This is a genomic window from Pseudomonas putida W15Oct28 (assembly GCF_000708715.2).
GTDB classification, from domain to species: Bacteria; Pseudomonadota; Gammaproteobacteria; order Pseudomonadales; family Pseudomonadaceae; genus Aquipseudomonas; species Aquipseudomonas putida_R.
Map to the genome: position 1 here is coordinate 25,934 of NZ_JENB01000039.1, position 20,857 is coordinate 46,790.

A 20,857-nucleotide genomic window follows, 5' to 3' on the forward strand; every position below is an offset into this window, starting at 1 on the left:
TATGACGAGTAAAGCCAGGGGTGCCAGATGTTCCAATCAAATTGGCTGCCCGCGGTCTACCTTGCTGCTGAGAATGATCGACGTGGTGGTCTTCTCCACCCCGTCGACACTGCCGATCTGGTCGAGCAGCTGGTCCAACTGTTCGGGCGAATCCGTACGTAGCCAAGCTACGTAGTCGAACTCGCCGCTCACTGCACACAGCTGCTGCACCTGGCCCATGGCACTCAAGCGCCGCACCACTTCCTTACCGGAACGCGGCTGCACCTTGATCCCCACGTACGCTTGCAGTCCGCCGCCTAACACACTCTGGCCCAGGCGCACGCCATAGCCGGAGATGACCTTGTTCTTCTCCAGCCGTTCCAGGCGCGAGTTCACGGTGGTGCGGGCGATGCCCAACTGGCGGGCGAGGGTGGCGACGCTTTCGCGGGCGTTGATCTGCAGCAGGGCGATCAACTGGCGATCGATTTCATCCAGCGTGATGGAGCGGGAATCCGACATGGCGAGTCTCTTCGGTTGGCCCGCTAGCCTAGCCAGCCAACGGCAATCAGGGCAAGGCCGGGCACAGGTGACCAATCTGACGCGATCCCCTGTAGGAGCGTCCTTGCCGGGGCGCCGGACCGGTCGGAAAGGGCTGCGCAGCAGCCCCAGCAATATTTGCGTCACTGCTGAAATCCCGGGGCCGCTTTGCGGCCCTATCGCGACGCAAGGCCGCTCCCACACAGGAACCGCGTATGCCTTGGAGGCTGCGTCTTCGGTGTGAATTCGGCATGATGAAGCGATAGTCCAACGGGAACCTCAGTGTGAACCTCGACCTCCTGCTCGAATGTTGGCGACTGGAAGTCTCCAACAAGAAAAGGCCCGGACGCCGTATCAGCCTGCTGTTCAACGTGCTGCGCCGTGCACGCAAGGACAACAAGCTGCGCTTTCTGTTTGCCTTCCGCCTGGCCCAGTACCTCGACGCCCGCGGCGGCCTGGCCCGGCGTCATGCCCGGCGCATGGAGCAGCGGCTCAACCTCAAGTACGCGGTGGACATCGACATCGGCGCACAGATCGCCCCCGGCCTGCGCATCGCGCACCTGCCGGGGGTGGTGATTACCCGGCACGTGAGCATCGGGCGCAATTTCTTCATTCGGCAGAACTGCTCGATCGGCATCAAGACCCTCGGGTTGGCGGAATACGCGCTGCGCATTGGCGACAATGTGAGCATGGGCGCCAACAGTTGTATCGTTGCCGACCGTATCGAGATTGGTGACGACGTGGTGATCGGGGCGATGTCGCTGGTTACCCGGGATATTCCGGCTGGCATGACGTTCTACAACCCGCGCCAGGTCGAGATGCGGCCTGTCAGAAGGTCATCTTGATCTGCAAACCCGCCGCCAGCGCATTGCCCCTTTGCTTGCCAAAGAACGCCCCTGGCTCGATGTAGTACTGCAAGTCCGGGCGCAGCAGTAGCCACGGCGTTACTTGTGCACCGTAGTTGAGTTCCAGCACTTGCTCGCCGCTGTCGAGGCCGGCAACAACAGCAAAGTCTTCTGTGGGGGCGGCAGCAGCTTCCTGCGCATCCCGCGTGCGCGGGTTGATGACGGCGCGGCCATAGCCGAAGGAAATAGCGTCATGCGGGCGGCTGGCAAACGGCTTCTGTTTGACCAGGCCAAGCGAGTACCAGCGGCGCATTGGCGAGGTCGCGGCGTTACTGGTGGCTGCTTGCCCGAACACTCTCAGGACACTGGCCGGGTCCTGCTCATCACGCCAGATTGCCTGGTCGACCAGCAGGTAAGCGCCGGTGCGGCTGCTGCTTTTGCCAGTGCCGCCAATCTTGGGGTAGTCGGACGTGTCGTAGTACCAGCCAACTTTGTACTGGCCATCGAGAAATGCACGGTTATTGAAGATCGCCTCCAGTGGCAGGATCGCGCCCGTGGTGCCGTTACTGGGCATGGCGAACGCTTTGGAGACGCGAGCGTTGTAATCCGGGTTTACCTGGAACAGTGCCGTTTGCAGGGTTAGCGACGGGTTTACGTCATAGCGCAACTCGCCACCCCAATGTGCTGTCGGGTAGTTGCCCCAGCCACTCCCGCTGGACATGGTAAGCGGGTGTGCACAAAAACCGGCACTGACAAAGTTGGCCAGGATCGGCATGCCGCCGAACTCGGTACCCATGACCATGTAACCGACTTTGGCGGACAGGTCTGGCGAAAACAGATTGCGCTGGTAACTCAGTTCGGTCAGCCGTGTGTACTCGCCCCCGTAGATTTCTTGCGCGGACATGCGATTGCCAATCAGGTCTTCCGTGGCGCTGTGGCCGCGACGATCATTGATCACCACTTGCACGCGTCCGGCATCTGGTATGTCGAGCAGTTTGCTCAAGTCGAACTGAGCGCCCAGACGTATCTGTTGTGCATAGCGGGTACCGCGCTTGATACCGCCATGCAGGTTGGAAAGGGTTTCCGAGGTGTAGTCGCCCGTCAGCTTTATGCCCTGGTCTGCCAGCTTCTGGCGCTGCCCGCCCCAGTTGCCGGTGAGCGTAGGTTGGGTCATCAGGTTGGCAGTATCGGCCAGTGCGCAGGACAGTGGCACAAGGCAAAGAGACAAACCGCTGCACAGGCTGCTGATCAGCACGGCGCGGAAGGGTAATGACATTTTGGGCGGGCTCCCTTGCTTGAGAAATGGTTGAGCCGTTCAGGCATTTGCGTGATGGGCCACTGGCGGGAAAAAAAATCCCCGCGAGCGGGGATTTTTCGTCATGCAGCAACGAGCCGTTACGGCTTGATGCTGTCAGGCAGGGCGTAGGCGATGATGTAATCGCCCACATCTGGCGAGTGGCTCATGCCGCCAGCGGAGATCACCACATACTGCTTACCGGTCTTGGGGGACTTGTAGATCAGCGGTGCTGCTACGGCACCTACAGGCAAGCGGGCCTTCCACACTTCCTTGCCGGTGGCCGAATCGAGGGCGCGCAGGTAGTAATCCTGGGTGCCAGCGAAGAACACCAGGCCGGATGCGGTCGAGGTTGGGCCGCCAAGTGTCGGCATACCCAGCGGGATCTGCATGTGCGTCTTGATCCCCAGTGGGCCAGTATCCTGAACCGTGCCCAGTGGCACCTGCCACACCAGCTTCTGGGTGTTGAGGTCAATGGCGCTCATGCTGCCGAACGGTGGCGTATTGCAAGGCACGCCCAGCGGGGACTGGAGGATGTCGATTTTCACGCCGCCATAGATGCCCGCGACCTGTGGGCGGATAGTGCCCATGAAGCCCGGCACCTCATCGGTCGACACTTTGTATTTGCGCGTGTCTTCCTTGGTTACCAACGACATGCGCAGCGGCATGCGCATGTCATTGACGAACATCATGCCGGTGTTTTCATCAATCGAAATGCCACCCCAGTTCATGCCGCCCAACAGCCCGGGCCATTCGATGTACGGCTTTTCAGTGGGCGGTGTGAACGGGCCGACGTACACCGAGTCCTTGAACATGATTCGGCAGTAGAGCTGGTCGAACGTGGACACGCCCCACATCGACTGTTCGGTCAGAGGGTCTGCGCCAATCACTGGCATGCCAGAGGAGTAAGGCTGGGTCGGTGACAGGTGTTCGCCTTCTGCAGCGGGTGAAGTGGGAACAGGGCGCTCCTGCACCTCAGTGACGGGTTCGCCAGTGCGGCGATCCAGCACGAAGATATGGCCGGTCTTGGTGGTCTGGATCAGGACCGGGGTCTTCACCCCTTGTGCGTTCTTCATCTCGTAAAGCACGGGTTGCGAAGGCAGGTCGTAGTCCCAGACATCATGATGAACAGTCTGGAAAACCCACTTGGCCTTACCCGTCGATGCATCGACTGCGACAATCGCTGTGCCGAACTTTTCTTTCACCTGGTTGCGGTCGCCACCCCAATAGTCAGGTGGGCCATTACCGGTAGGCAGGTAGACCAGGTTCAGTTCTTTGTCGTAGGTGGGAATGGTCCATACGTTAGGTGTTTCAAGCGCGAACTGATGGTCAGCTGCCGCTGTGTCCGTGCCCTCGGGCGCACCGACATCCCAGGCCCATACCAACGCACCGGTCAGCACATCGAATGCGCGCACGGCGCCGGAAGGCTCGCCGGCCACGATGTCACGCACCCAGCCACCCACCACCGTGAGGTGGCCCATGACCACAGGCAGGGACGTCGGGTGATAGCGCTTGCTGTTTTCCGTTGGCCCCATGCCTTTCTTCAGGTCAACGTAACCGGCCTCGCCGAAGTTGGGGCACAGGGCACCGGTGTGTGCATCCAGGGCAAACAGCCGGGCATCGACTGACGACACCAGGATGCGCTGGCGGCATTGTTGCTCGCTGGCGTGAGAGGCTTTCACCTCGGCGCTCAGGCTGTCATCGCTGTCGATGTCGTAATAGCCCACGCCACGGCAAGTCACGTGCTCTGCGCTTTTGGCGTGAGGGTCGAACTTCCACAGGGGTTTGCCGCTATCGCCATCAAGCGCAGTGATCAGGTTTTCCGGTGTGCACGAATACAGGACGTTGCCGATCTGCAAAGGCGTGTTCTCGTCGACACCAGCACCTGCACCCGTGGTTCTGCGGCCGGTCCGGTAGGTCCAGGCAACTTGCAGGTCCTTGACGTTTTTCGGGGTGATTTGCGTGTACGGGGCGAAGCGCGTCCCCGAGGCGTTGCGCCCGAAGAACTCCCAGTTTCCTGGGGCATCGGAGATTGCGTCAGGGTTTGGTTGGCTAACTGCCGCGACTGGGTTCGAAATGCCGCCATGCGGGAAGAAGGCAGCGACGAACGTGGCGATCAATGCCAGGAACACAGCAAAGCCGCAGCGCTTGGCAGCTCGGCGTGTGGCCGAAGCGGTGTTGGGCAGTGCACCACCCACCCACAGGCTCAGGGTCAGGATGATGGCTGGAACGACCAGGCGAGGCAGCAGTTGCCAGTAGCTGAACTGGCCCACCTCGTAAAATGCCCAGGCGCAGGTAGCAAGGAATATCAGGATGGAAATTACAGTACTGATACGCTTGCGCAGGAATACCAGTACGGCCAGCACGGCGTAGGCAAGTCCCGCAAGCAAGTAGTAACTCGATCCGCCCAGTGCCAGAAGTTTGGAGCCGCCGTAAATCAATGCCACCGCTACACCCATTACAAGTAGCGAAAAAAGCAGTCGCGCAGCATTGCTTAACGAGCGCCTCCCGGCGTTGGAACTTTTGTCATCCGTCATAGTTGTGTGAGCTCTGTTGGTGAGTACATGGCTGTTCCCTCAGGGTGCGAGCAACCAGGCCAGTCAGTGGGCCGTTGTTAGTTCTTGCGGGTGGTGCGTACAAAAATGCGGTGCACGGCTCCGCCAAAGGCAAAGTTCGCCATGGGCGTCAGCGCGATGGAAGGCATGCCTTTGATCCTGGCTGCAGGTCAGCACGGTGGTGTTGCGTGATGGGTTAAAACAAAGTTTGACGCGGTGTTTGATATCCAGTGCCGGGCAAAAGATGCTGGCGTTGTTTTTAGTTTAAAACGCTGTACGGACTGGATAAATCAAGCAGTCTGGAAAAGAGTATTTTTGAATTGGTAACAATTTATGTGGGCCTCGGCTGTTGCCCTTGGGACGAAGGTGCCGGACTGGAATGTCGCCGCGTTGTATCACCGGCAGTTTTGCAGGGGGGATTTTTTGTGAGAGCGGCTTGGTATCGGAAAGCGCTTTAGGCAGGACGTGAGAACGAAAAAGCCGCGCATTTGCGCGGCTTTCGTATTTGGTGGGCCCACACGGACTTGAACCGTGGACCAAAGGATTATGAGTCCTCTGCTCTAACCAACTGAGCTATAGGCCCTCAGTAAGTGGCCGGATTATAACGAGGGTTTCGCACCTGTGCCATCTGAAAGATCCGATAGTGCTATGCGAAGAAACGTTGCCGCGAACTCCCCTGGCGGCAGCGGCAGGCTGACGATGTAGCCCTGGATCTGCTCGCAGCCCTCGGCCGCCAGGAAGCGTTGCTGGGCCTGGTTTTCCACGCCTTCGGCAATGATGGTCAGTTGCATGCTGCGGCCCAGGGCAATGATCGCACGGGCGATAGCGGCGTCGTGCGGGTCGTCGGGCAGGCCGCGGATGAACGACTTGTCGATCTTGAGAATGTCCAGCGGCAGGCGCTTGAGATAGCTCAGCGATGAATAGCCGGTGCCAAAGTCGTCGATGGCCAGCTGCACGCCCAGTTTTTTCAGCTGGTACAGCACGGCGAGGGCTTCTTCGGCCTGGCTCATGATGAAGTTTTCGGTGATTTCCAGTTGCAGGTCACCCGCCTTGAGCTGGTAGTGCTTGAGCAACTGTTCAATGCGCCGCGCCAGGTGTGGCTGGCGCAGCTGGGCGCCCGCGAGGTTGATCGACAATGGGCCGAAGGGTTCGTAGTGCTGCTTCCAGGCCTGCATCTGCCGGCAGGCTTGTTCCAACACCCAGTCGCCGAGCTGCAGGATGGTGCCGTTCTCTTCTGCCAGGTGGATGAAGTGCTCCGGCGGTACTTCACCAAAGGTCGGGTGGCTCCAGCGGATCAGCGCCTCGGCGCCGACCAGGTTCTGGGTCTTGAGGCTGAGCTTGGGCTGGAAGCACAGGCTCATTTCGTTGCGTTCGACGGCACGGCGCAGCTCGTGCTCCAGGGCGATGCGCTCGCTGGCCTGGGCGGTCAGGTCGCGGGTGTAGGCTTCGACGCGGTTGCGGCCTTTGGCTTTGGAGCGGTACATGGCCGCGTCGGCGTTGCGGATCAGCGTGGCCACGTCGGTGCCGTCCTGCGGATACAGGCTGATGCCGATGCTGGCGCTGGTGAAGAACTCGTGCTCACCGGCCTGGAAGGGTGCGACGAAGCAGGCCAGCAGCTTGTTGGCGATGGTACTGGCGTCGCTGGGCTTGTGCAGGCCGGGCAGCAGGATGATGAACTCGTCGCCGCCAAGGCGGGCCACGGTGTCGACGTCGCGCACCTGCTCCTTCAGGCGCTGGGCAATCCCCTTGAGCAGCAGGTCGCCGACCGGATGGCCGAGGCTGTCGTTGATGTGCTTGAAGCGGTCGAGGTCAAGGAACAGCACCGCGCCCTGGCGGTTGGACACCTGCGCGCAAGTGAGCACAGCCTGTAGGCGGTTCTCGAACAAGGCACGGTTGGGCAGGCCGGTCAGCGGGTCGTGGTGGGCCTGGTAGTCGAGCTTGGCCTGGGCGTGCTTGAGGCTGGAAATGTCGGCGAACACGGCAACGAAGTGGGTGATCTCGCGATCGCTGTTGCGCACGGCGCTGATGGTCAGCCAGCCGGGGTACAGTTCGCCGTTCTTGCGCTTGTTGTAAATCTCGCCTTGCCAGTGACCCTCGGCGGTAAGCTGGTGCCACATGGCGGCATAGAAGGCGCTGTCGTGCTGGCCGGAGGCAAGCAGGCGCGGGGTCTGGCCGAGGGCTTCGATCTCGCTGTAGCCGGTGATTTCGCTGAAGGCGCGGTTGACGGCACTGATGCGTTGGTCGATGTCGGTGATCAGTACGCCTTCGGCGGTGTTCTCGAACACGGTGGCGGCCAGCTGCAGTTTTTCCTGCATCAGGTGGCGCTCGGTGATGTCGCGGGCGATGGTCAGCATGCAGTCGACGCCAGCAATCGGCAGGGGCCTGGCGGACAGCTCGCACAGGCGGATCTGCCCGTCGCTGCGGCGGATGTGGCAGGGGGCGAAGCCGTCGCGGTTGAGCTGGTCGACCATGCGTTTGCGTTCGTTGAGGTCGACCCAGATACCCAGGTCAAGCGAGGTCTGGTCGATGGTCGGGTTGAGGTCGTAGCCTGTAAGGCGGCAGAAGCCTTCGTTCACCTCAAGCAGCAAACCGTCGCTCTGGCGCGACAGCAGCAAGCCGTCGGGCGAAGCGTGGAAGGCCTTGGCGAATTTCTCTTCCGAGGTTTGCAGTTGCCCCTGGGTTTCCTTGAGCTGGCTGATGTCGCGCACCGCCACCACCAGCGCCGGGGTGCCGTCGAGCTCGAAGGTTTCGGCCGAGGTCAGGCCGGTGAACAGCTGGCCATTGCTGCGCCGGAAGCTCATTTCCAGGTTGCGGATGCCGCCCTGGTGCAGGCGCTCGAGCAGTGGCGGGCCGGAGCCTTCGACACCCCACAGGTGCAGATCGGTGGCGCTGCGGCCAAGTACCTGTCCCGCGGTCAGGCCGATCTGCTCTTCGAAGGCTTCGTTCACCTCCAACAGGCAGCCGTCGCTGTGGCGGGCGATCAGCAGAATGTCGGGGCACTGCTGGAACACCGAGGCGAACTTTTGCTCGGACAGGCGCAGGGCGTCCTCGGTGCGCTTGGTTTCGCTGATGTCGATCATCAGCCCGCGCATCACCGGCCGGTGCCCGTGTTCGATCATGCTGACGATATTGCGCACCCACAGTGGCTGGCCGTCGGCCCGGATTACCCGATAGTCCAGGCTATGGTCGCGTCCGGCTGCGGTTTCGCTTTCGCAGTAGGCCTGAGCCCAGAGGGCGTCGTCCGGGTGCAGAATGCTGCGCCAGAAGCCCGGCTTGAGCCAGTCGCTCAGCGGGTAGCCAAGCAGGTCTTCGGCATGCGGTGAGACGTAGCTGTAGGTGAAGTCGTTGGCATCGGCTTCCCAGGCGATGGCTGACAGGCTCTCGACCAGGCCGCGGTAGTGGTACTCGCTGCTGCGCAGCTCCTGCTCCAGCGCGATACGCCGGGATATCTCCGAGCTGAGCCGGCGGTTGATACGGATGACCACGGCCAGAACGGCCATCAGTAACAGCACCGTTGGCAGGCCATATACCAGCAGGTCGGACCAGAACATCCGTTGGTCGACCACATTGCCCACCCAGCGCTGCTGGATCTGGTTGACTTCGCCGCTGCTCATGTCGGCCATGACTTTGTCCAGAATGCCCACCAGCACTTTGTTGTCACGTGGTGCGGCCATGGCCAGCTGGTAGCGGTAGGGCGTTTCACCACTGACGTAGAGGCCATCGAGCTTGAGCTGGCGCAGGCTCCAGATGCTTGAAGCCAGGTCGCCGACCACGGCGTCCACTTGATCGGTGGCCAGGGCCTGCAACGCGGAGCTCACATTGGGAAGTGCCACCAGGTTGAGGTCGGGGTGATGGGTGCGCAGCAGTTCGTGCGGGGCGTAGTTTTCGACCACGGCGATTTTCAGGCCGTACAGGTCGTCCAGTTTGCGCGGTTGGGCGCCGCCTTTGTGGGCGAGGATGACGATGGGGAAGTCAAGGTATGGGCGGGTGAAGGCCAAGTAGCCCTGGCGTTCGGGCGTGGACATGATGCCGGGCAGCAGGTCGATGCGGTTTTCCCGCGCCTGCGCCAGTACCTCGGTCCAGCTGCTGGGCTCGACCGGTTTGAGCGTCACGCCCAGGCGTTGCTGGATCGCGGCGATGTAATCGGCGGCCAATCCCTGGTACCGGCCCTCCTGGTCGCGAAACTCGAACGGTGGCCAAGAGGCGTCTACGCCCAGGCTCAGCTGCGGGTGGGCAGCCAGCCAGGCTTTCTCCTCGTCTGTCAGGGTCAGGGCACCGGCCGTCGTGTTCCACAAAATCAGGAGCAGCAACAGAATGGCCGGCATAGGTGGCATAGCAGCCTCGCATTCAGGGGGTCTGACGTCGAGTGTAGACGGGCATTGCTGCAGGTGTAGGGTGAAAGGCGGCCCCTTTTGTCAAATACAACAGGGCCTTGCAGGTGTGGGGCTGTAGATCTGACTGTGGCAGGTGATGTACCTGCGGGAGCGGGCGTGCCCGCGAAGCAGGCGCCGCGATGAATGGCACCGGCTGCGCCGGTGTTCGCGGGCGCGTCCGCTCCCACAGGGGGCACAGCAGTGCGCAGGAGGCAGAAAAGAAAAACCCCGGCCTGGGCCGGGGTTTGTCATCACTCGTCGAGGAAGGAGCGCAGATGCTCGCTGCGAGTCGGGTGGCGCAGTTTGCGCAACGCCTTCGCTTCGATCTGACGGATCCGCTCACGCGTTACGTCAAACTGCTTGCCCACCTCTTCGAGGGTGTGGTCGGTGTTCATGTCGATACCGAAACGCATGCGCAGCACCTTGGCTTCGCGTGCGGTCAGGCCCGAGAGTACGTCACGGGTGGCTTCCTTGAGGCTTTCGACCGTGGCCACGTCGATCGGGGACTGCATGGTCGAGTCCTCGATGAAGTCGCCCAGGTGCGAATCTTCGTCGTCACCGATCGGGGTTTCCATGGAGATCGGCTCTTTGGCGATCTTCAGTACCTTGCGGATCTTGTCCTCAGGCATTTCCATGCGCTCGCCCAGCTCTTCCGGGGTCGGTTCGCGACCCATTTCCTGCAGCATCTGGCGGGAAATACGGTTGAGCTTGTTGATCGTCTCGATCATGTGCACCGGAATACGGATGGTGCGTGCCTGGTCGGCGATCGAACGGGTGATCGCCTGACGGATCCACCAGGTGGCATAGGTCGAGAACTTGTAGCCGCGACGGTATTCGAACTTGTCCACCGCTTTCATCAAGCCGATGTTGCCTTCCTGGATCAGGTCGAGGAACTGCAGGCCACGGTTGGTGTACTTCTTGGCGATGGAGATCACCAGACGCAGGTTCGCCTCGACCATTTCTTTCTTGGCGCGACGGGCCTTGGCTTCACCAATCGACATGCGACGGTTGATGTCCTTGATCTCGGCAACGGTCAGGCCGGTTTCGGTCTCAAGGTCGATCAGCTTCTGCTGGCAAGCGACAATGGCGGCGTCCTTTTCACCCAGGGCGGCAGCCCATTTGGTGTTGCGCTTGGCCAGGTCACCGCTCCAGGTCTGGTCGGTTTCGTTGCTCGGGAACATGCGCAGGAAGTCGGCACGCGGCATGCGGGCATCACGCACGCACAGCTGCATGATGGCGCGCTCTTGCTGACGCAGACGGTTCAGGGCATCACGAACACGCTCTACCAGGACCTCGAACTGCTTGGGTACCAGCTTGATCGGCATGAACAGGTCGGCGAGGGCTTGCAGGGCCGCGATGCTTTCCTTGTGGGCACGACCGTTCTTCTTCACGACCTTGACGGTCGCCTGAAGCTGGTCGGATACCGCACCGAAACGCTGGGCTGCGACTACCGGGTCCGGACCGCTCTCGGTCTCTTCCTCTTCGTCACTGCTCTCGGCTTCTTCCTCTTCGTCCTCGGACTCTTCCTTCGCGGCTGCGGCCTTGGCGCCAGGGATCGGCACTTCTTCGGTCGGCGCGGCGATGTTGTCGTCAGGGTCGATGTAACCGCTGAGAACGTCCGACAGGCGGCCACCCTCGGTGGTGACGCGGTCATATTCGCCGAGAATGTAATCGACAGTGCCCGGGAAGTGGGCGATGGCGCCCATGACTTCACGAATGCCTTCCTCGATCCGCTTGGCGATTTCGATCTCGCCTTCGCGGGTCAGCAGCTCGACGGTACCCATTTCACGCATGTACATGCGCACCGGGTCGGTCGTGCGGCCGATATCGGTTTCAACTGCCGCCAACGCAGCAGCGGCTTCTTCGGCCGCGGCTTCGTCGGTGTCGGCTTCCGCCAACAGAAGGGCATCCGCATCCGGAGCACTCTCGAATACGTTGATCCCCATGTCGTTGATCATGCGGATGATGTCTTCCACCTGTTCAGGATCTGAAATATCCTCAGGCAGGTGGTCGTTGACCTCCGCGTAAGTCAGGTAGCCCTGCTCACGACCGCGGGTGATCAACTCTTTGATACGAGACTGCTGTTGCGCTTTTCCGGACATAACACCCTATCCACTGAAGGTCTTGGCGGGCAAAAAACAAGCCGAGGATTATACCCGAGCATGGGCCTCACGCGCCAGATGAGGTCGGCGTTTGTGCGGGAACATTCCGGCTCAGCAGGGCGAGGAGCTGGGTTTTTTCCTCGCTGGTCAATTCACTTTGACGTGATTTCCTGAGCAGTTGTTCCAGGCTGCGCTCGCGTTGGCGGGCGGACAAGCTAGTTATAGTGTCGAAAAACTGTTGTTCAAGGTTGTCGGCCACGATCAGCCATTCCTTTTCCGCCAGGGCCCGCAGCAGGCGGCCCTGTTCGGTGCCATGCCAGCGTGCGATCAACTGCATTGAGCTTAGCCCAGGATTTTTCTGTGCGGCTTCGATCAATGACACCAGCAGCTGGCTGTACAGGTGTTCTTCGTCGGCAAAGTGGCTGGCATCTTCCACCTTGCCGGCCAGCAACGGGTGGTGCAGAAGGGTGCGCAGGGCGGCCAGGGTAGGCGGCTCGACCGGGGCTGGTACACGCGGTGGCGCTTCGTCACGTTGCTGCCACGGCTTGCCGCCCTTGCGGTTCTTGTCCCAGGGTTTGTCGCTCCACTGCTTTTTGCCACCGCCCTTGTTCGGCTTCCACGCCTGCTCCTGCTGCGCGGGGGCGAAGTCGTGCTGCGGCATGTCGCCGTAATCAGGGGTGTAGCTGGCCATGGCGTCGTAGTCGTAGCCAGGGTCGTAGTCCGGCACACTGCTGGCCGCTGGCGCTTGTTGCGCCAGTTGCTCGACCTGCTGCGGGTCCAGGCCGGTGATTTCCTTCAGGCGGTTGCGCATCAGTTGGCGCAGGTTGGCGCCGGGGATCTTTTCGATCAACGGTGCGGCCAGGGTCGCCATGTGCGCCTTGCCTTCCAGCGATCGCGGGTCGGCTTCAACGCCCAGTTGCTCGAAGAAGTAGTCGGCCAGCGGCTGGGCGTGCTGGTTGATACGGGCCCTGAAGGCATCGGTGCCTTCAGCGCGTACCAGGCTGTCCGGGTCTTCGCCTTCGGGCAGGAACAGGAAGCGTGCGCGGCGGCCGTCCTGCAGGTTCGACAGGGTCGACTCCAGCGCACGCCAGGCGGCCTTGCGCCCGGCCTGGTCGCCGTCGAAGCAGAACAGCACGCTGGGTACCACCCGGAACAGGCGCTTGAGGTGCTCTTCGCTGGTGGCGGTGCCAAGGGTAGCCACGGCATTGCGCAGGCCCTGTTGAGCCAGGGCGATGACGTCCATGTAGCCCTCGACGACGATGATCTCGTCGAGGTTGCGGTTGTGCTTGCGCGCCTCGTACAGCCCGTACAGTTCCTGGCCCTTGTGGAACACCGGGGTTTCCGGGGAGTTCAGGTACTTGGGCTTGTCGTCGCCCAGTACCCGCCCGCCGAAGGCGATGATGCGCCCGCGGCTGTCGCGAATGGGGAACATCACCCGGTCGCGGAAACGGTCGTAGCGCTTGCCGCTTTCGGCGTTTTCGATCAGCAGGCCGGCATCGATCATCACTTTTTGCTGCAGGGCGTCAGCACCCAGGTGCTTGAGCAGGTTGTCCCAGCCGGGCGGGGCGAAGCCCAGGCAGAAATCGCGAGCGATCTCCCCCGACAGGCCGCGGCCCTTGAGGTAGTCCACCGCGGCCTTGCGGGTCGGGTGGCTGCGCAGGGCCTGGCGGTAGAACTCCGAGGCGGCGTCCAGCAGCGGGTACAGCGGCGAGTCGGTTGGCTGGCGAGGTTTCTGGTCGCGGCGGCCTTGCTCGCGGGGCACTTCCATGCCTGCGGCGCGGGCCAGCTCTTCGACAGCCTGGGGGAAGTCCAGGTTGTCGTGGTCCATGACGAAGCCCAGGGCGTTGCCACCGGCCCCGCAGCCGAAGCAGTAGTAGAACTGCTTGTCGGGGCTGACCGTGAAGGAAGGGCTCTTTTCCTTGTGGAACGGGCAGCACGCGGAGTAGTTTTTGCCGGTTTTTTTCAGCTGGACGCGCGAACTCACCACGTCGACGATGTCGAGGCGGTTGATCAGGTCGTCAATGAAACTCTGGGGAATCAGCCCGGCCATGGCAGTCTCGTCATCTGGCAACTGGCAAGTCTAATCGCTCACGCGCCGAATGGGGTGAGTGATGCTTGGGAGTGCGAGGGAGTGTGTGCTCGTCGCCAGCCCCTGGGGGCTCGTCAGTTGGACGTGCACGTCTGGTCATACAGCAAGAAAGACCAGCTCTGACGTTTCAGGCAGGTTGCCCGTGTGCATTTCGCATGAAGCTTGTGCAGGGCCTTGAGCTAGCTGCTCAAGTTTGAAACGACCGCTGCCATCGCCCGGCTGTTAACCGGGCAGGGCAGAAGCTTTGCGTAGAACGTCTGTATTAGTACAGACGAACGGCGCGGCGCTGTTCGCGCTGTACTTTCTTGGCGTGACGCTTAACAGCAGCAGCTGCTTTGCGCTTACGCTCGGCGGTCGGCTTCTCGTAAAACTCGCGGCTACGAACTTCAGCCAGTACACCGGCTTTTTCGCAGGAGCGCTTGAAACGACGCAGAGCTACGTCGAAGGGTTCGTTCTCTTTAACTTTGACGGCTGGCATCCAGGGCTACCTTAATTCATTACCGGGGTAGACGTGCTCCTGGCAAAACAAAGGTGTGCTGGAGAACGTCGGTTTTCAAGGGTTGCGGATGTTAACCCTTAGCAAGCCGGAATGCAAAGCCTCTGATCGAAAACCGCTGGTCGGCACCCGACACGGGGACTATCATGCGCGCCTTCGAATTCAGCCCCCACAAGGGACGAACCCATGCTAGTACTGGGATTGGAAACATCCTGCGACGAAACTGGCGTCGCATTATACGACAGTGAGCGCGGCTTGTTGGCCGACGCACTGTTCAGCCAGATTGACCTGCATCGCGTGTTTGGCGGTGTGGTGCCCGAGCTTGCCTCGCGTGACCATGTGAAGCGCATGTTGCCGCTCATCCGCCAGGTGCTGGAGGAGGCGGGCTGCGTCGCCACCGAGATCGACGCCATTGCCTACACCGCGGGTCCTGGCCTGGTCGGCGCATTGCTGGTGGGCGCCTCGTGCGCCCAGGCGCTGGCCTTTGCCTGGGACATTCCGGCGATTGGCGTGCACCACATGGAAGGCCACTTGCTGGCGCCCATGCTGGAAGAAAACCCACCTGAGTTTCCGTTCGTCGCTTTGTTGGTTTCAGGCGGACATACCCAGCTGGTACGCGTCGATGGCATCGGTCAGTACGAGCTGCTGGGCGAGAGCCTGGACGATGCCGCCGGCGAAGCGTTCGACAAGACCGCCAAGCTGATCGGCCTCAACTACCCCGGCGGGCCGGAAATCGCGCGCCTGGCCGAGCAGGGCGTACCTGGGCGGTTCGTGTTCCCGCGGCCGATGACCGACCGCCCGGGGCTGGAATTCAGCTTCAGTGGCCTCAAGACCTTCGCCCTGAACACCTGGCAGCAATGCAAGAACGCTGGCGACGACAGCGAGCAAACCCGTTGCGACCTGTCGCTGGCATTCCAGCAGGCGGTGGTGGAGACTTTGACCATCAAGTGCAAGCGGGCGCTCAAGCAGACCGGCCTCAAGCGCCTGGTCATCGCGGGTGGTGTGAGTGCCAACAAGGCTTTGCGCGCGTCGCTTGAGGACATGCTCGGCAGCATCAAGGGCAACGTGTACTACGCGCGCCCGCAGTTCTGTACCGACAACGGCGCGATGATCGCTTACGCCGGTTGCCAACGCCTGTTGGCCGGGCAGCAGCAGGACCTGGCGATCAGCGTGCAGGCACGCTGGCCGATGGAGCAGTTGCCGCCGCTGTAACGTGTGAAGCCGAAAGCTCAGAAGTGCCGTTCGCGACCGGCGAACAGGTCGCGCAGGTTTTTCCGGTGGCGCCATACGATCATCACGGTCAGCACGGTGATCGGCAGCAGGGCTTCGGGCTCGCGCCAGGCCAGTAGTGGCAAGGTCAGCGGCGTGGCAATCAACGCCGCCAGCGAGCTGGTGCGGGTGAGGTAGAACGTTAGCAGCCAGGCGCCGATGGCCAGCAACGCGGCCGGGAAATACAGGCCCATGAGCATGCCGGCAGCCGTCGCCACGCCCTTGCCGCCCCGGAAACGGAAGTACAGGGGGAACAGGTGGCCCAACACCGCGCATACGCCCACCCAGGCCTGCGCGTGCAGGTCCAGCCCGGCAAGGCGGGCGAGCAATACCGGCAAAAGGCCCTTGCACAGGTCGCCAAGCAGGGTCAGGATCGCCAGTTTACGGCCTGCCAGGCGTAGCATGTTGGTGGCGCCGGCATTGCCTGAGCCGCTGGAACGCGGGTCCGGGCTGCCCGAAAGGCGGCTGAGGAGAATGGCGAAGGACAGTGAGCCGAGCAGGTAGGCGAGCAACGCCAGTAACCAAAACATGCTAACTATTCCGGGCGAGGACGCCCTGATTCTAACGGCGCCAGTCGCCCTTGTCGTGCTGTGGAGAGAAGTGCTTGGACAGAGTGTTCATCGAAGGCCTGGAAGTCGATACCGTCATCGGTGCCTATGACTGGGAGCGGGATATTCGCCAGTGCTTGCGCCTGGACCTGAGCTTTGCCTGGGACAACCGCCCGGCCGCAGCGGGTGACGACCTGAACCTGGCGCTGGACTACGCCAGCGTCTCGGCACGCATCCAGGCGTTTGCCGAGCAGGCGCGTTTCGAGTTGGTGGAAACCTTTGCCGAGCGCCTGGTGGCAACCTTGATGGAAGAATTCCATATCCCCTGGGTGCGGTTGAAACTGACCAAACCGGGTGCGGTACCGGCGGCCCGTGGCGGTGTTGGCGTGGAGATCGAGCGCGGATGTCTCTGAGCACGGTTTACCTGGGCCTCGGCAGCAACATCGACCGTGAGGCGCATTTGTGCGCCGGGCTCGATGCGTTGGCGGGCATCCTGACCGACATGCGCTGTTCGCCGGTGTTCGAAAGCCAGCCGGTGGGGATCAAGAGCGGACCGTTCATCAATTTCGTGGTAACCGGGCAAACCGCGCTGCCGTTGATCGAGCTGGACCGTCGGCTGAAGTTCATCGAGGCCGAAAATGGCCGTTACGCGCCAGACCGCAAAGGGCTGCCGCTGGATATCGATGTGCTGATGTATGACGGTCTGCACGGCACCTTCGATGGGCTGGTGTTGCCCCGGGCCGAGATCCTGAAGAACGCCTTTGTGCTGTGGCCGCTGTCGTTGCTGGCCCCTGAGCTGGTGCATCCGGGGGCGGGCAAGAGCATGGCCCGGTTGTGGCAAGAGGCACAGATTGACCAGGTACTGGCCCCGGTCGCCTTTGAGTGGCGTGGGTTGCAGCTGACGCCAGCCTAGCTGGTTTTTCGCGGTCATTGTGGGAGCGGGCGCGTCGAGGCGTCGAACCGCCGCGAACACCGGCGAAGCCGGTGCCATCCACTGTGCTGGACTCTTCGCGGGCATGCCCGCTCCCACAGGTACTGTGCTGTTTTCAGGCCTGTGCAGTTCCTGTGGGAGAGCCCGCTATGTTCACTCCGGCTGGTAAGCCTGAAGGGCCTTCAACCGCTCGCTCTTGAGGGCCTCGCCCAGTGCCTGGCCAGTCAGCCCAGTCTGCACCAACGGCTTCACATCCACCGCTCGCGCCGCTGCTGCTGCCCCTCGCAGGTACTCGGCCTGTGGATAACCTGGCTTGCCATCGCCCAGCGCCGCCATCTCGCAAGCAACCACAAAATCTTCGAACCGCTGCGGCCGTCGGTAAACATCGAACTTCTGCAGCAGCTCCAGCAGCGCCGTGGCAGGCAGCTCCAGCGCCTGATTGCCCTGTGCCAGGCACTCTCCGGTCAGTAAGGCTAGCTCCTGGCAATCCCTTGGTGCCTTGAGGCGCAGGTTGACGGCTTTGATCGATGCCGGTGCCAGCCCGCGCAACAGGCAGGCCCAGCGCACGTGCAGGGGCTGTTCGTGCGCCGCTGCCTGCTCCAGCGCCGCCAAGGCCCGGGAATCGTCCACAAGCTCAGGCAGCAGCGCTTGCAGGGCATCGCAGTCGCGCAGCACCTGGAAGAAAACCTGGGGTTGCGCCTCCATCAGCGCCCGCTCGATTTCCTTCCAGCTACGCTCTGCAGTCAGCGCCTGCAGCTCACCAGAGGCGCTGATCTGGCGCATCAGCTCAAGCGTTTCTTCGGCAACCCGGAAACCCAGCGGTGCATACCGGGCAGCAAACCGCGCAACGCGCAGTACGCGTAAGGGATCTTCGGCGAATGCCGGGGAAACATGGCGTAAAACTCGCCTTTCGAGATCGTCTTTGCCGTGGTGGGGGTCGTACACCGTGCCTGCTTCGTCCTCGGCCATCGCATTGATGGTAAGGTCACGGCGAATCAGGTCTTCTTCCAGGGTCACGTCAGGGCTGGCGTGGAAAGTGAACCCGCCATAACCGCGCCCGCTCTTTCGCTCGGTACGCGCCAAGGCATATTCCTCACCGGTTTTCGGGTGCAGGAATACCGGAAAATCAGCGCCCACCGGCCGATAACCCTTGGCGTGCATTTCTTCGACGGTGGCGCCCACCACCAGCCAGTCGATATCGCTGACAGGAAGGCCGAGCAGGCGGTCGCGCACGGCGCCGCCGACTTTGTAGATGTGCATGTGCAGCTCTCCATAACTGCCGACAGGATAACCCGTCGGCAGTCATGGCGTTGCACTAGAGGTGGTGAATGACAGCCAGGTCCATGCGCCCGTAGTCGGCGCTTTCGCCGTGCTCGCCACGGGGTGGCATGTGGTGGGTTTTCATCACCTGCTCGCCCTGTACGGTCTCCAGGTGGATATCGAAGCCCCACAGGCGATGCAGGTGCTTGAGCACCTCATCGGTCGAGTCGCCCAGCGGTTTGCGGTTGTGTTGCTGGTGGCGCAGGGTCAGCGAGCGGTCACCGCGACGGTCGACGCTCCAGATCTGCACGTTCGGTTCACGGTTACCCAGGTTGTACTGCGCGGCCAGCAGTTCACGGATCACCCGGTAGCCGGCTTCGTCGTGAATGGCGGGCACCAGCAGGTCGTCGCGCTGGTCGTCATCGAGAATGCTGAACAGCTTGAGGTCGCGCATCACCTTGGGCGAAAGGTACTGCAGGATGAAGCTCTCGTCCTTGAAGCTGCTCATGGCAAACTTGATGGTAGAAAGCCAGTCACTGCCGGCAATGTCGGGGAACCAGTGGCGATCTTCATCGGTCGGGTTTTCGCACATGCGACGGATGTCGGTGTACATCGCAAAGCCCAGTGCGTAGGGGTTGATGCCGCTGTAGTAGGGGCTGTCGAAGCCGGGCTGGAACACCACGCTGGTGTGCGACGTCAAAAACTCCATCATGAAGCCTTCGGTGATCAGCCCCTCGTCGTACAGGTCGTTCATGAGCGTGTAGTGCCAGAAGGTTGCCCAGCCTTCGTTCATTACCTGGGTCTGGCGCTGCGGGTAGAAGTACTGGGCGATCTTGCGCACGATGCGCACCACTTCACGCTGCCAGGGTTCGAGCAGCGGGGCATTCTTCTCGATGAAATACAGGATGTTCTCCTGTGGTTCGGCGGGGAAGCGGCCCTCATCGCGTTCGTTACCCCTTTCGGCGCTTTTCGGGATGGTGCGCCACAGGTCGTTGATCTGGCGCTGCAGGTGCTCCTCGCGTTCCTTCTGACGCCGCCGTTCCTCTTCTGCAGAGATGGGGTAGGGGCGCTTGTAGCGGTCCACGCCGTAGTTCATCAGGGCATGGCAGGAGTCGATCAGGTCTTCCACGGCGTCAATGCCGTGGCGCTCTTCACATTGGGCGATGTACTGCTTGGCAAACACCAGGTAATCGATGATCGAGCTGGCGTCGGTCCAGGTGCGGAACAGGTAGTTGCCTTTGAAGAAGCTGTTATGGCCGTAGCAGGCGTGGGCAATCACCAGTGCCTGCATGCACATGGTGTTTTCTTCCATCAGGTAGGCGATGCACGGGTCGGAGTTGATCACGATTTCGTAGGCCAGGCCCATCTGGCCGCGGCTGTAGGACTTTTCCGTGCTGAGGAACTGCTTGCCGTAGGACCAGTGGTGGTAACCCAGTGGCATGCCGACCGAGGCGTAGGCGTCCATCATCTGCTCGGCCGTGATCACCTCGATCTGGTTGGGGTAAGTGTCCAGGGCGTAACGCTCGGCCAGGCGCCCGATTTCCCGGTCGTAGGTCTGGATCAGCTCGAACGTCCACTCGGACCCGGTGGAAATGGGTTGGCGTCTCTGTGCTCTGGCGGTCATGTGGCTAACCTGCGCTGGAAGAGTTCACGGAAGACCGGGTAGATGTCACCGGCCGATACCAACTGCTGCTGCGCGAACGTGTCGGGGAAGGCTTCGCCGATGCGCTCGTATTCATACCACAGCGCCTGGTGCTCACGGGGGGTGATCTCGACGTAAGTGTAGTACTGCACGTGCGGCATGATCTGCTTGGACAGGATGTCGCGGCAGATCGGCGAGTCGTCGTTCCAGTTGTCGCCGTCAGAAGCCTGGGCGGCGTAGATGTTCCAGTCGCTGGCCGGGTAGCGTTCGGCCATGATCTCCTGCATCAGCTTGAGCGCGCTGGAGACGATGGTGCCGCCGGTTTCCCGGGAGTAGAAGAACTCTTCCTCGTCGACTTCCCTGGCGCTGGTGTGGTGGCGGATGAACACCACCTCGATGCGGTCGTAGTTACGCTTGAGGAACAGGTACAACAGGATGAAGAAGCGCTTGGCGATGTCCTTGGTGGCCTGGGTCATGGAACCGGACACGTCCATCAGGCAGAACATCACTGCCTTGGAACTGGGGTTGGGCTGCTTGACCAGCAGGTTGTACTTGAGGTCGAAGGTGTCGAGGAAGGGCAGGCGGTTGATGCGTGCCTTCAGGCGTTCGATTTCCTGTTCGACTTCCTGGATATCGGTGAAGTTGTCCGGCTCCTCGACCCGTAGGCGGTCGAGTTCCTTTTGTGCTTCGCGCAGCAGCGCGCGGCTGCTGCCGGTCAGGGCAATGCGCCGGGCATGGGCCGAGCGCAGGGTGCGCACGATATTGATGCGTGACGGGTTGCCCTCGTTGGCGATGCCCGCGCGCACGGTCTTGAAGGTGTCGGTCCCGGTCAGGTGACGTTTGACCAGGTTGGGCAGTTCGAGATCCTCGAACATGAATTCGAGGAATTCTTCCTGGGTGATCTGGAAGACGAAGTCGTCCATGCCATCGCCGGAGT

15 protein-coding genes and 1 tRNA gene are annotated in these 20,857 nt (G+C 61.7%); 4 read left to right on the top strand and 12 right to left on the bottom strand.

From position 1 onward, the window contains the following. Positions 1-36 precede the first annotated feature (36 nt). On the bottom strand, positions 37-498 hold the full coding sequence (locus AK81_RS21940; RefSeq protein ID WP_043202443.1) for an Lrp/AsnC family transcriptional regulator: 462 nt from the start codon (positions 496-498) through the stop codon (positions 37-39). Positions 499-800: 302 nt separating this feature from the next. Between AK81_RS21940 and AK81_RS21945 the strand changes: the two genes are divergently transcribed. Then, positions 801-1,361 carry a serine acetyltransferase gene (locus AK81_RS21945; protein ID WP_043202444.1) on the top strand — a complete coding sequence of 187 codons (561 nt, stop codon included), beginning with the start codon at positions 801-803 and terminating at the stop codon, positions 1,359-1,361. On the opposite strand, the gene AK81_RS21950 is transcribed toward AK81_RS21945, so the two are convergent. From AK81_RS21950 to rpsU, 7 genes are all read right to left on the bottom strand, one after another. Next, entirely contained in the window at positions 1,345-2,637 is a 1,293-nt protein-coding gene (locus AK81_RS21950) for a carbohydrate porin (protein WP_043202446.1), read from the bottom strand. The two genes, AK81_RS21945 and AK81_RS21950, sit on opposite strands and share 17 nt — an antisense overlap. Before the next feature lie 119 nt (positions 2,638-2,756). Continuing rightward, entirely contained in the window at positions 2,757-5,192 is a 2,436-nt protein-coding gene (locus AK81_RS21955; RefSeq protein ID WP_206542916.1) for a membrane-bound PQQ-dependent dehydrogenase, glucose/quinate/shikimate family, read from the bottom strand. Between the two features lie 524 nt (positions 5,193-5,716). After that, positions 5,717-5,793, bottom strand: a tRNA-Ile gene (locus tag AK81_RS21960). A gap of 16 nt (positions 5,794-5,809) precedes the next feature. Continuing rightward, positions 5,810-9,544, bottom strand: coding sequence for a bifunctional diguanylate cyclase/phosphodiesterase (locus AK81_RS21965; protein WP_043202449.1), 3,735 nt, complete (start codon positions 9,542-9,544; stop codon positions 5,810-5,812). A 290-nt stretch (positions 9,545-9,834) separates the two neighbouring features. Beyond that, positions 9,835-11,685 carry an RNA polymerase sigma factor RpoD gene (rpoD, locus tag AK81_RS21970; protein WP_043202452.1) on the bottom strand — a complete coding sequence of 617 codons (1,851 nt, stop codon included), beginning with the start codon at positions 11,683-11,685 and terminating at the stop codon, positions 9,835-9,837. Positions 11,686-11,752: 67 nt separating this feature from the next. Beyond that, the gene (gene dnaG / locus AK81_RS21975; protein WP_043202455.1) at positions 11,753-13,735 is read right to left on the bottom strand and encodes a DNA primase; all 1,983 of its coding nucleotides are present in this window, start codon (positions 13,733-13,735) and stop codon (positions 11,753-11,755) included. A 301-nt stretch (positions 13,736-14,036) separates the two neighbouring features. Beyond that, positions 14,037-14,252, bottom strand: coding sequence for a 30S ribosomal protein S21 (gene rpsU / locus AK81_RS21980; RefSeq protein ID WP_003255575.1), 216 nt, complete (start codon positions 14,250-14,252; stop codon positions 14,037-14,039). Between the two features lie 204 nt (positions 14,253-14,456). Between rpsU and tsaD the strand changes: the two genes are divergently transcribed. Next, positions 14,457-15,482 carry a tRNA (adenosine(37)-N6)-threonylcarbamoyltransferase complex transferase subunit TsaD gene (tsaD, locus tag AK81_RS21985; RefSeq protein ID WP_043202459.1) on the top strand — a complete coding sequence of 342 codons (1,026 nt, stop codon included), beginning with the start codon at positions 14,457-14,459 and terminating at the stop codon, positions 15,480-15,482. 17 nt (positions 15,483-15,499) lie between these two features. On the opposite strand, the gene plsY is transcribed toward tsaD, so the two are convergent. Then, on the bottom strand, positions 15,500-16,069 hold the full coding sequence (gene plsY, locus AK81_RS21990; protein WP_043202462.1) for a glycerol-3-phosphate 1-O-acyltransferase PlsY: 570 nt from the start codon (positions 16,067-16,069) through the stop codon (positions 15,500-15,502). A gap of 74 nt (positions 16,070-16,143) precedes the next feature. Here plsY and folB point away from each other — a divergent pair, with 74 nt between their 5' ends. Together folB and folK are read left to right on the top strand one after the other, a co-directional pair. Beyond that, positions 16,144-16,500 (top strand): dihydroneopterin aldolase, encoded by a 357-nt coding sequence (gene folB / locus AK81_RS21995; RefSeq protein WP_004375185.1) that lies wholly within the window; start codon positions 16,144-16,146, stop codon positions 16,498-16,500. Then, a complete protein-coding gene (gene folK, locus AK81_RS22000) occupies positions 16,491-17,000 on the top strand; it encodes a 2-amino-4-hydroxy-6-hydroxymethyldihydropteridine diphosphokinase (RefSeq protein ID WP_043202465.1) in 510 nt (169 codons plus the stop codon). The genes folB and folK overlap by 10 nt, the downstream gene beginning before the upstream one ends. Before the next feature lie 171 nt (positions 17,001-17,171). Here the strand turns inward: folK and AK81_RS22005 are convergent, their stop codons facing one another. The 3 genes from AK81_RS22005 to AK81_RS22015 all read right to left on the bottom strand — a co-directional run. Beyond that, positions 17,172-18,278 carry a hypothetical protein gene (locus tag AK81_RS22005; protein ID WP_043202468.1) on the bottom strand — a complete coding sequence of 369 codons (1,107 nt, stop codon included), beginning with the start codon at positions 18,276-18,278 and terminating at the stop codon, positions 17,172-17,174. Between the two features lie 55 nt (positions 18,279-18,333). Then, a complete protein-coding gene (locus AK81_RS22010; protein WP_043202470.1) occupies positions 18,334-19,902 on the bottom strand; it encodes a SpoVR family protein in 1,569 nt (522 codons plus the stop codon). Beyond that, positions 19,899-20,857 (bottom strand): YeaH/YhbH family protein (locus AK81_RS22015; RefSeq protein ID WP_043202474.1); only part of this gene is annotated, 959 nt, incomplete at its 5' end. The genes AK81_RS22015 and AK81_RS22010, both read right to left, overlap by 4 nt.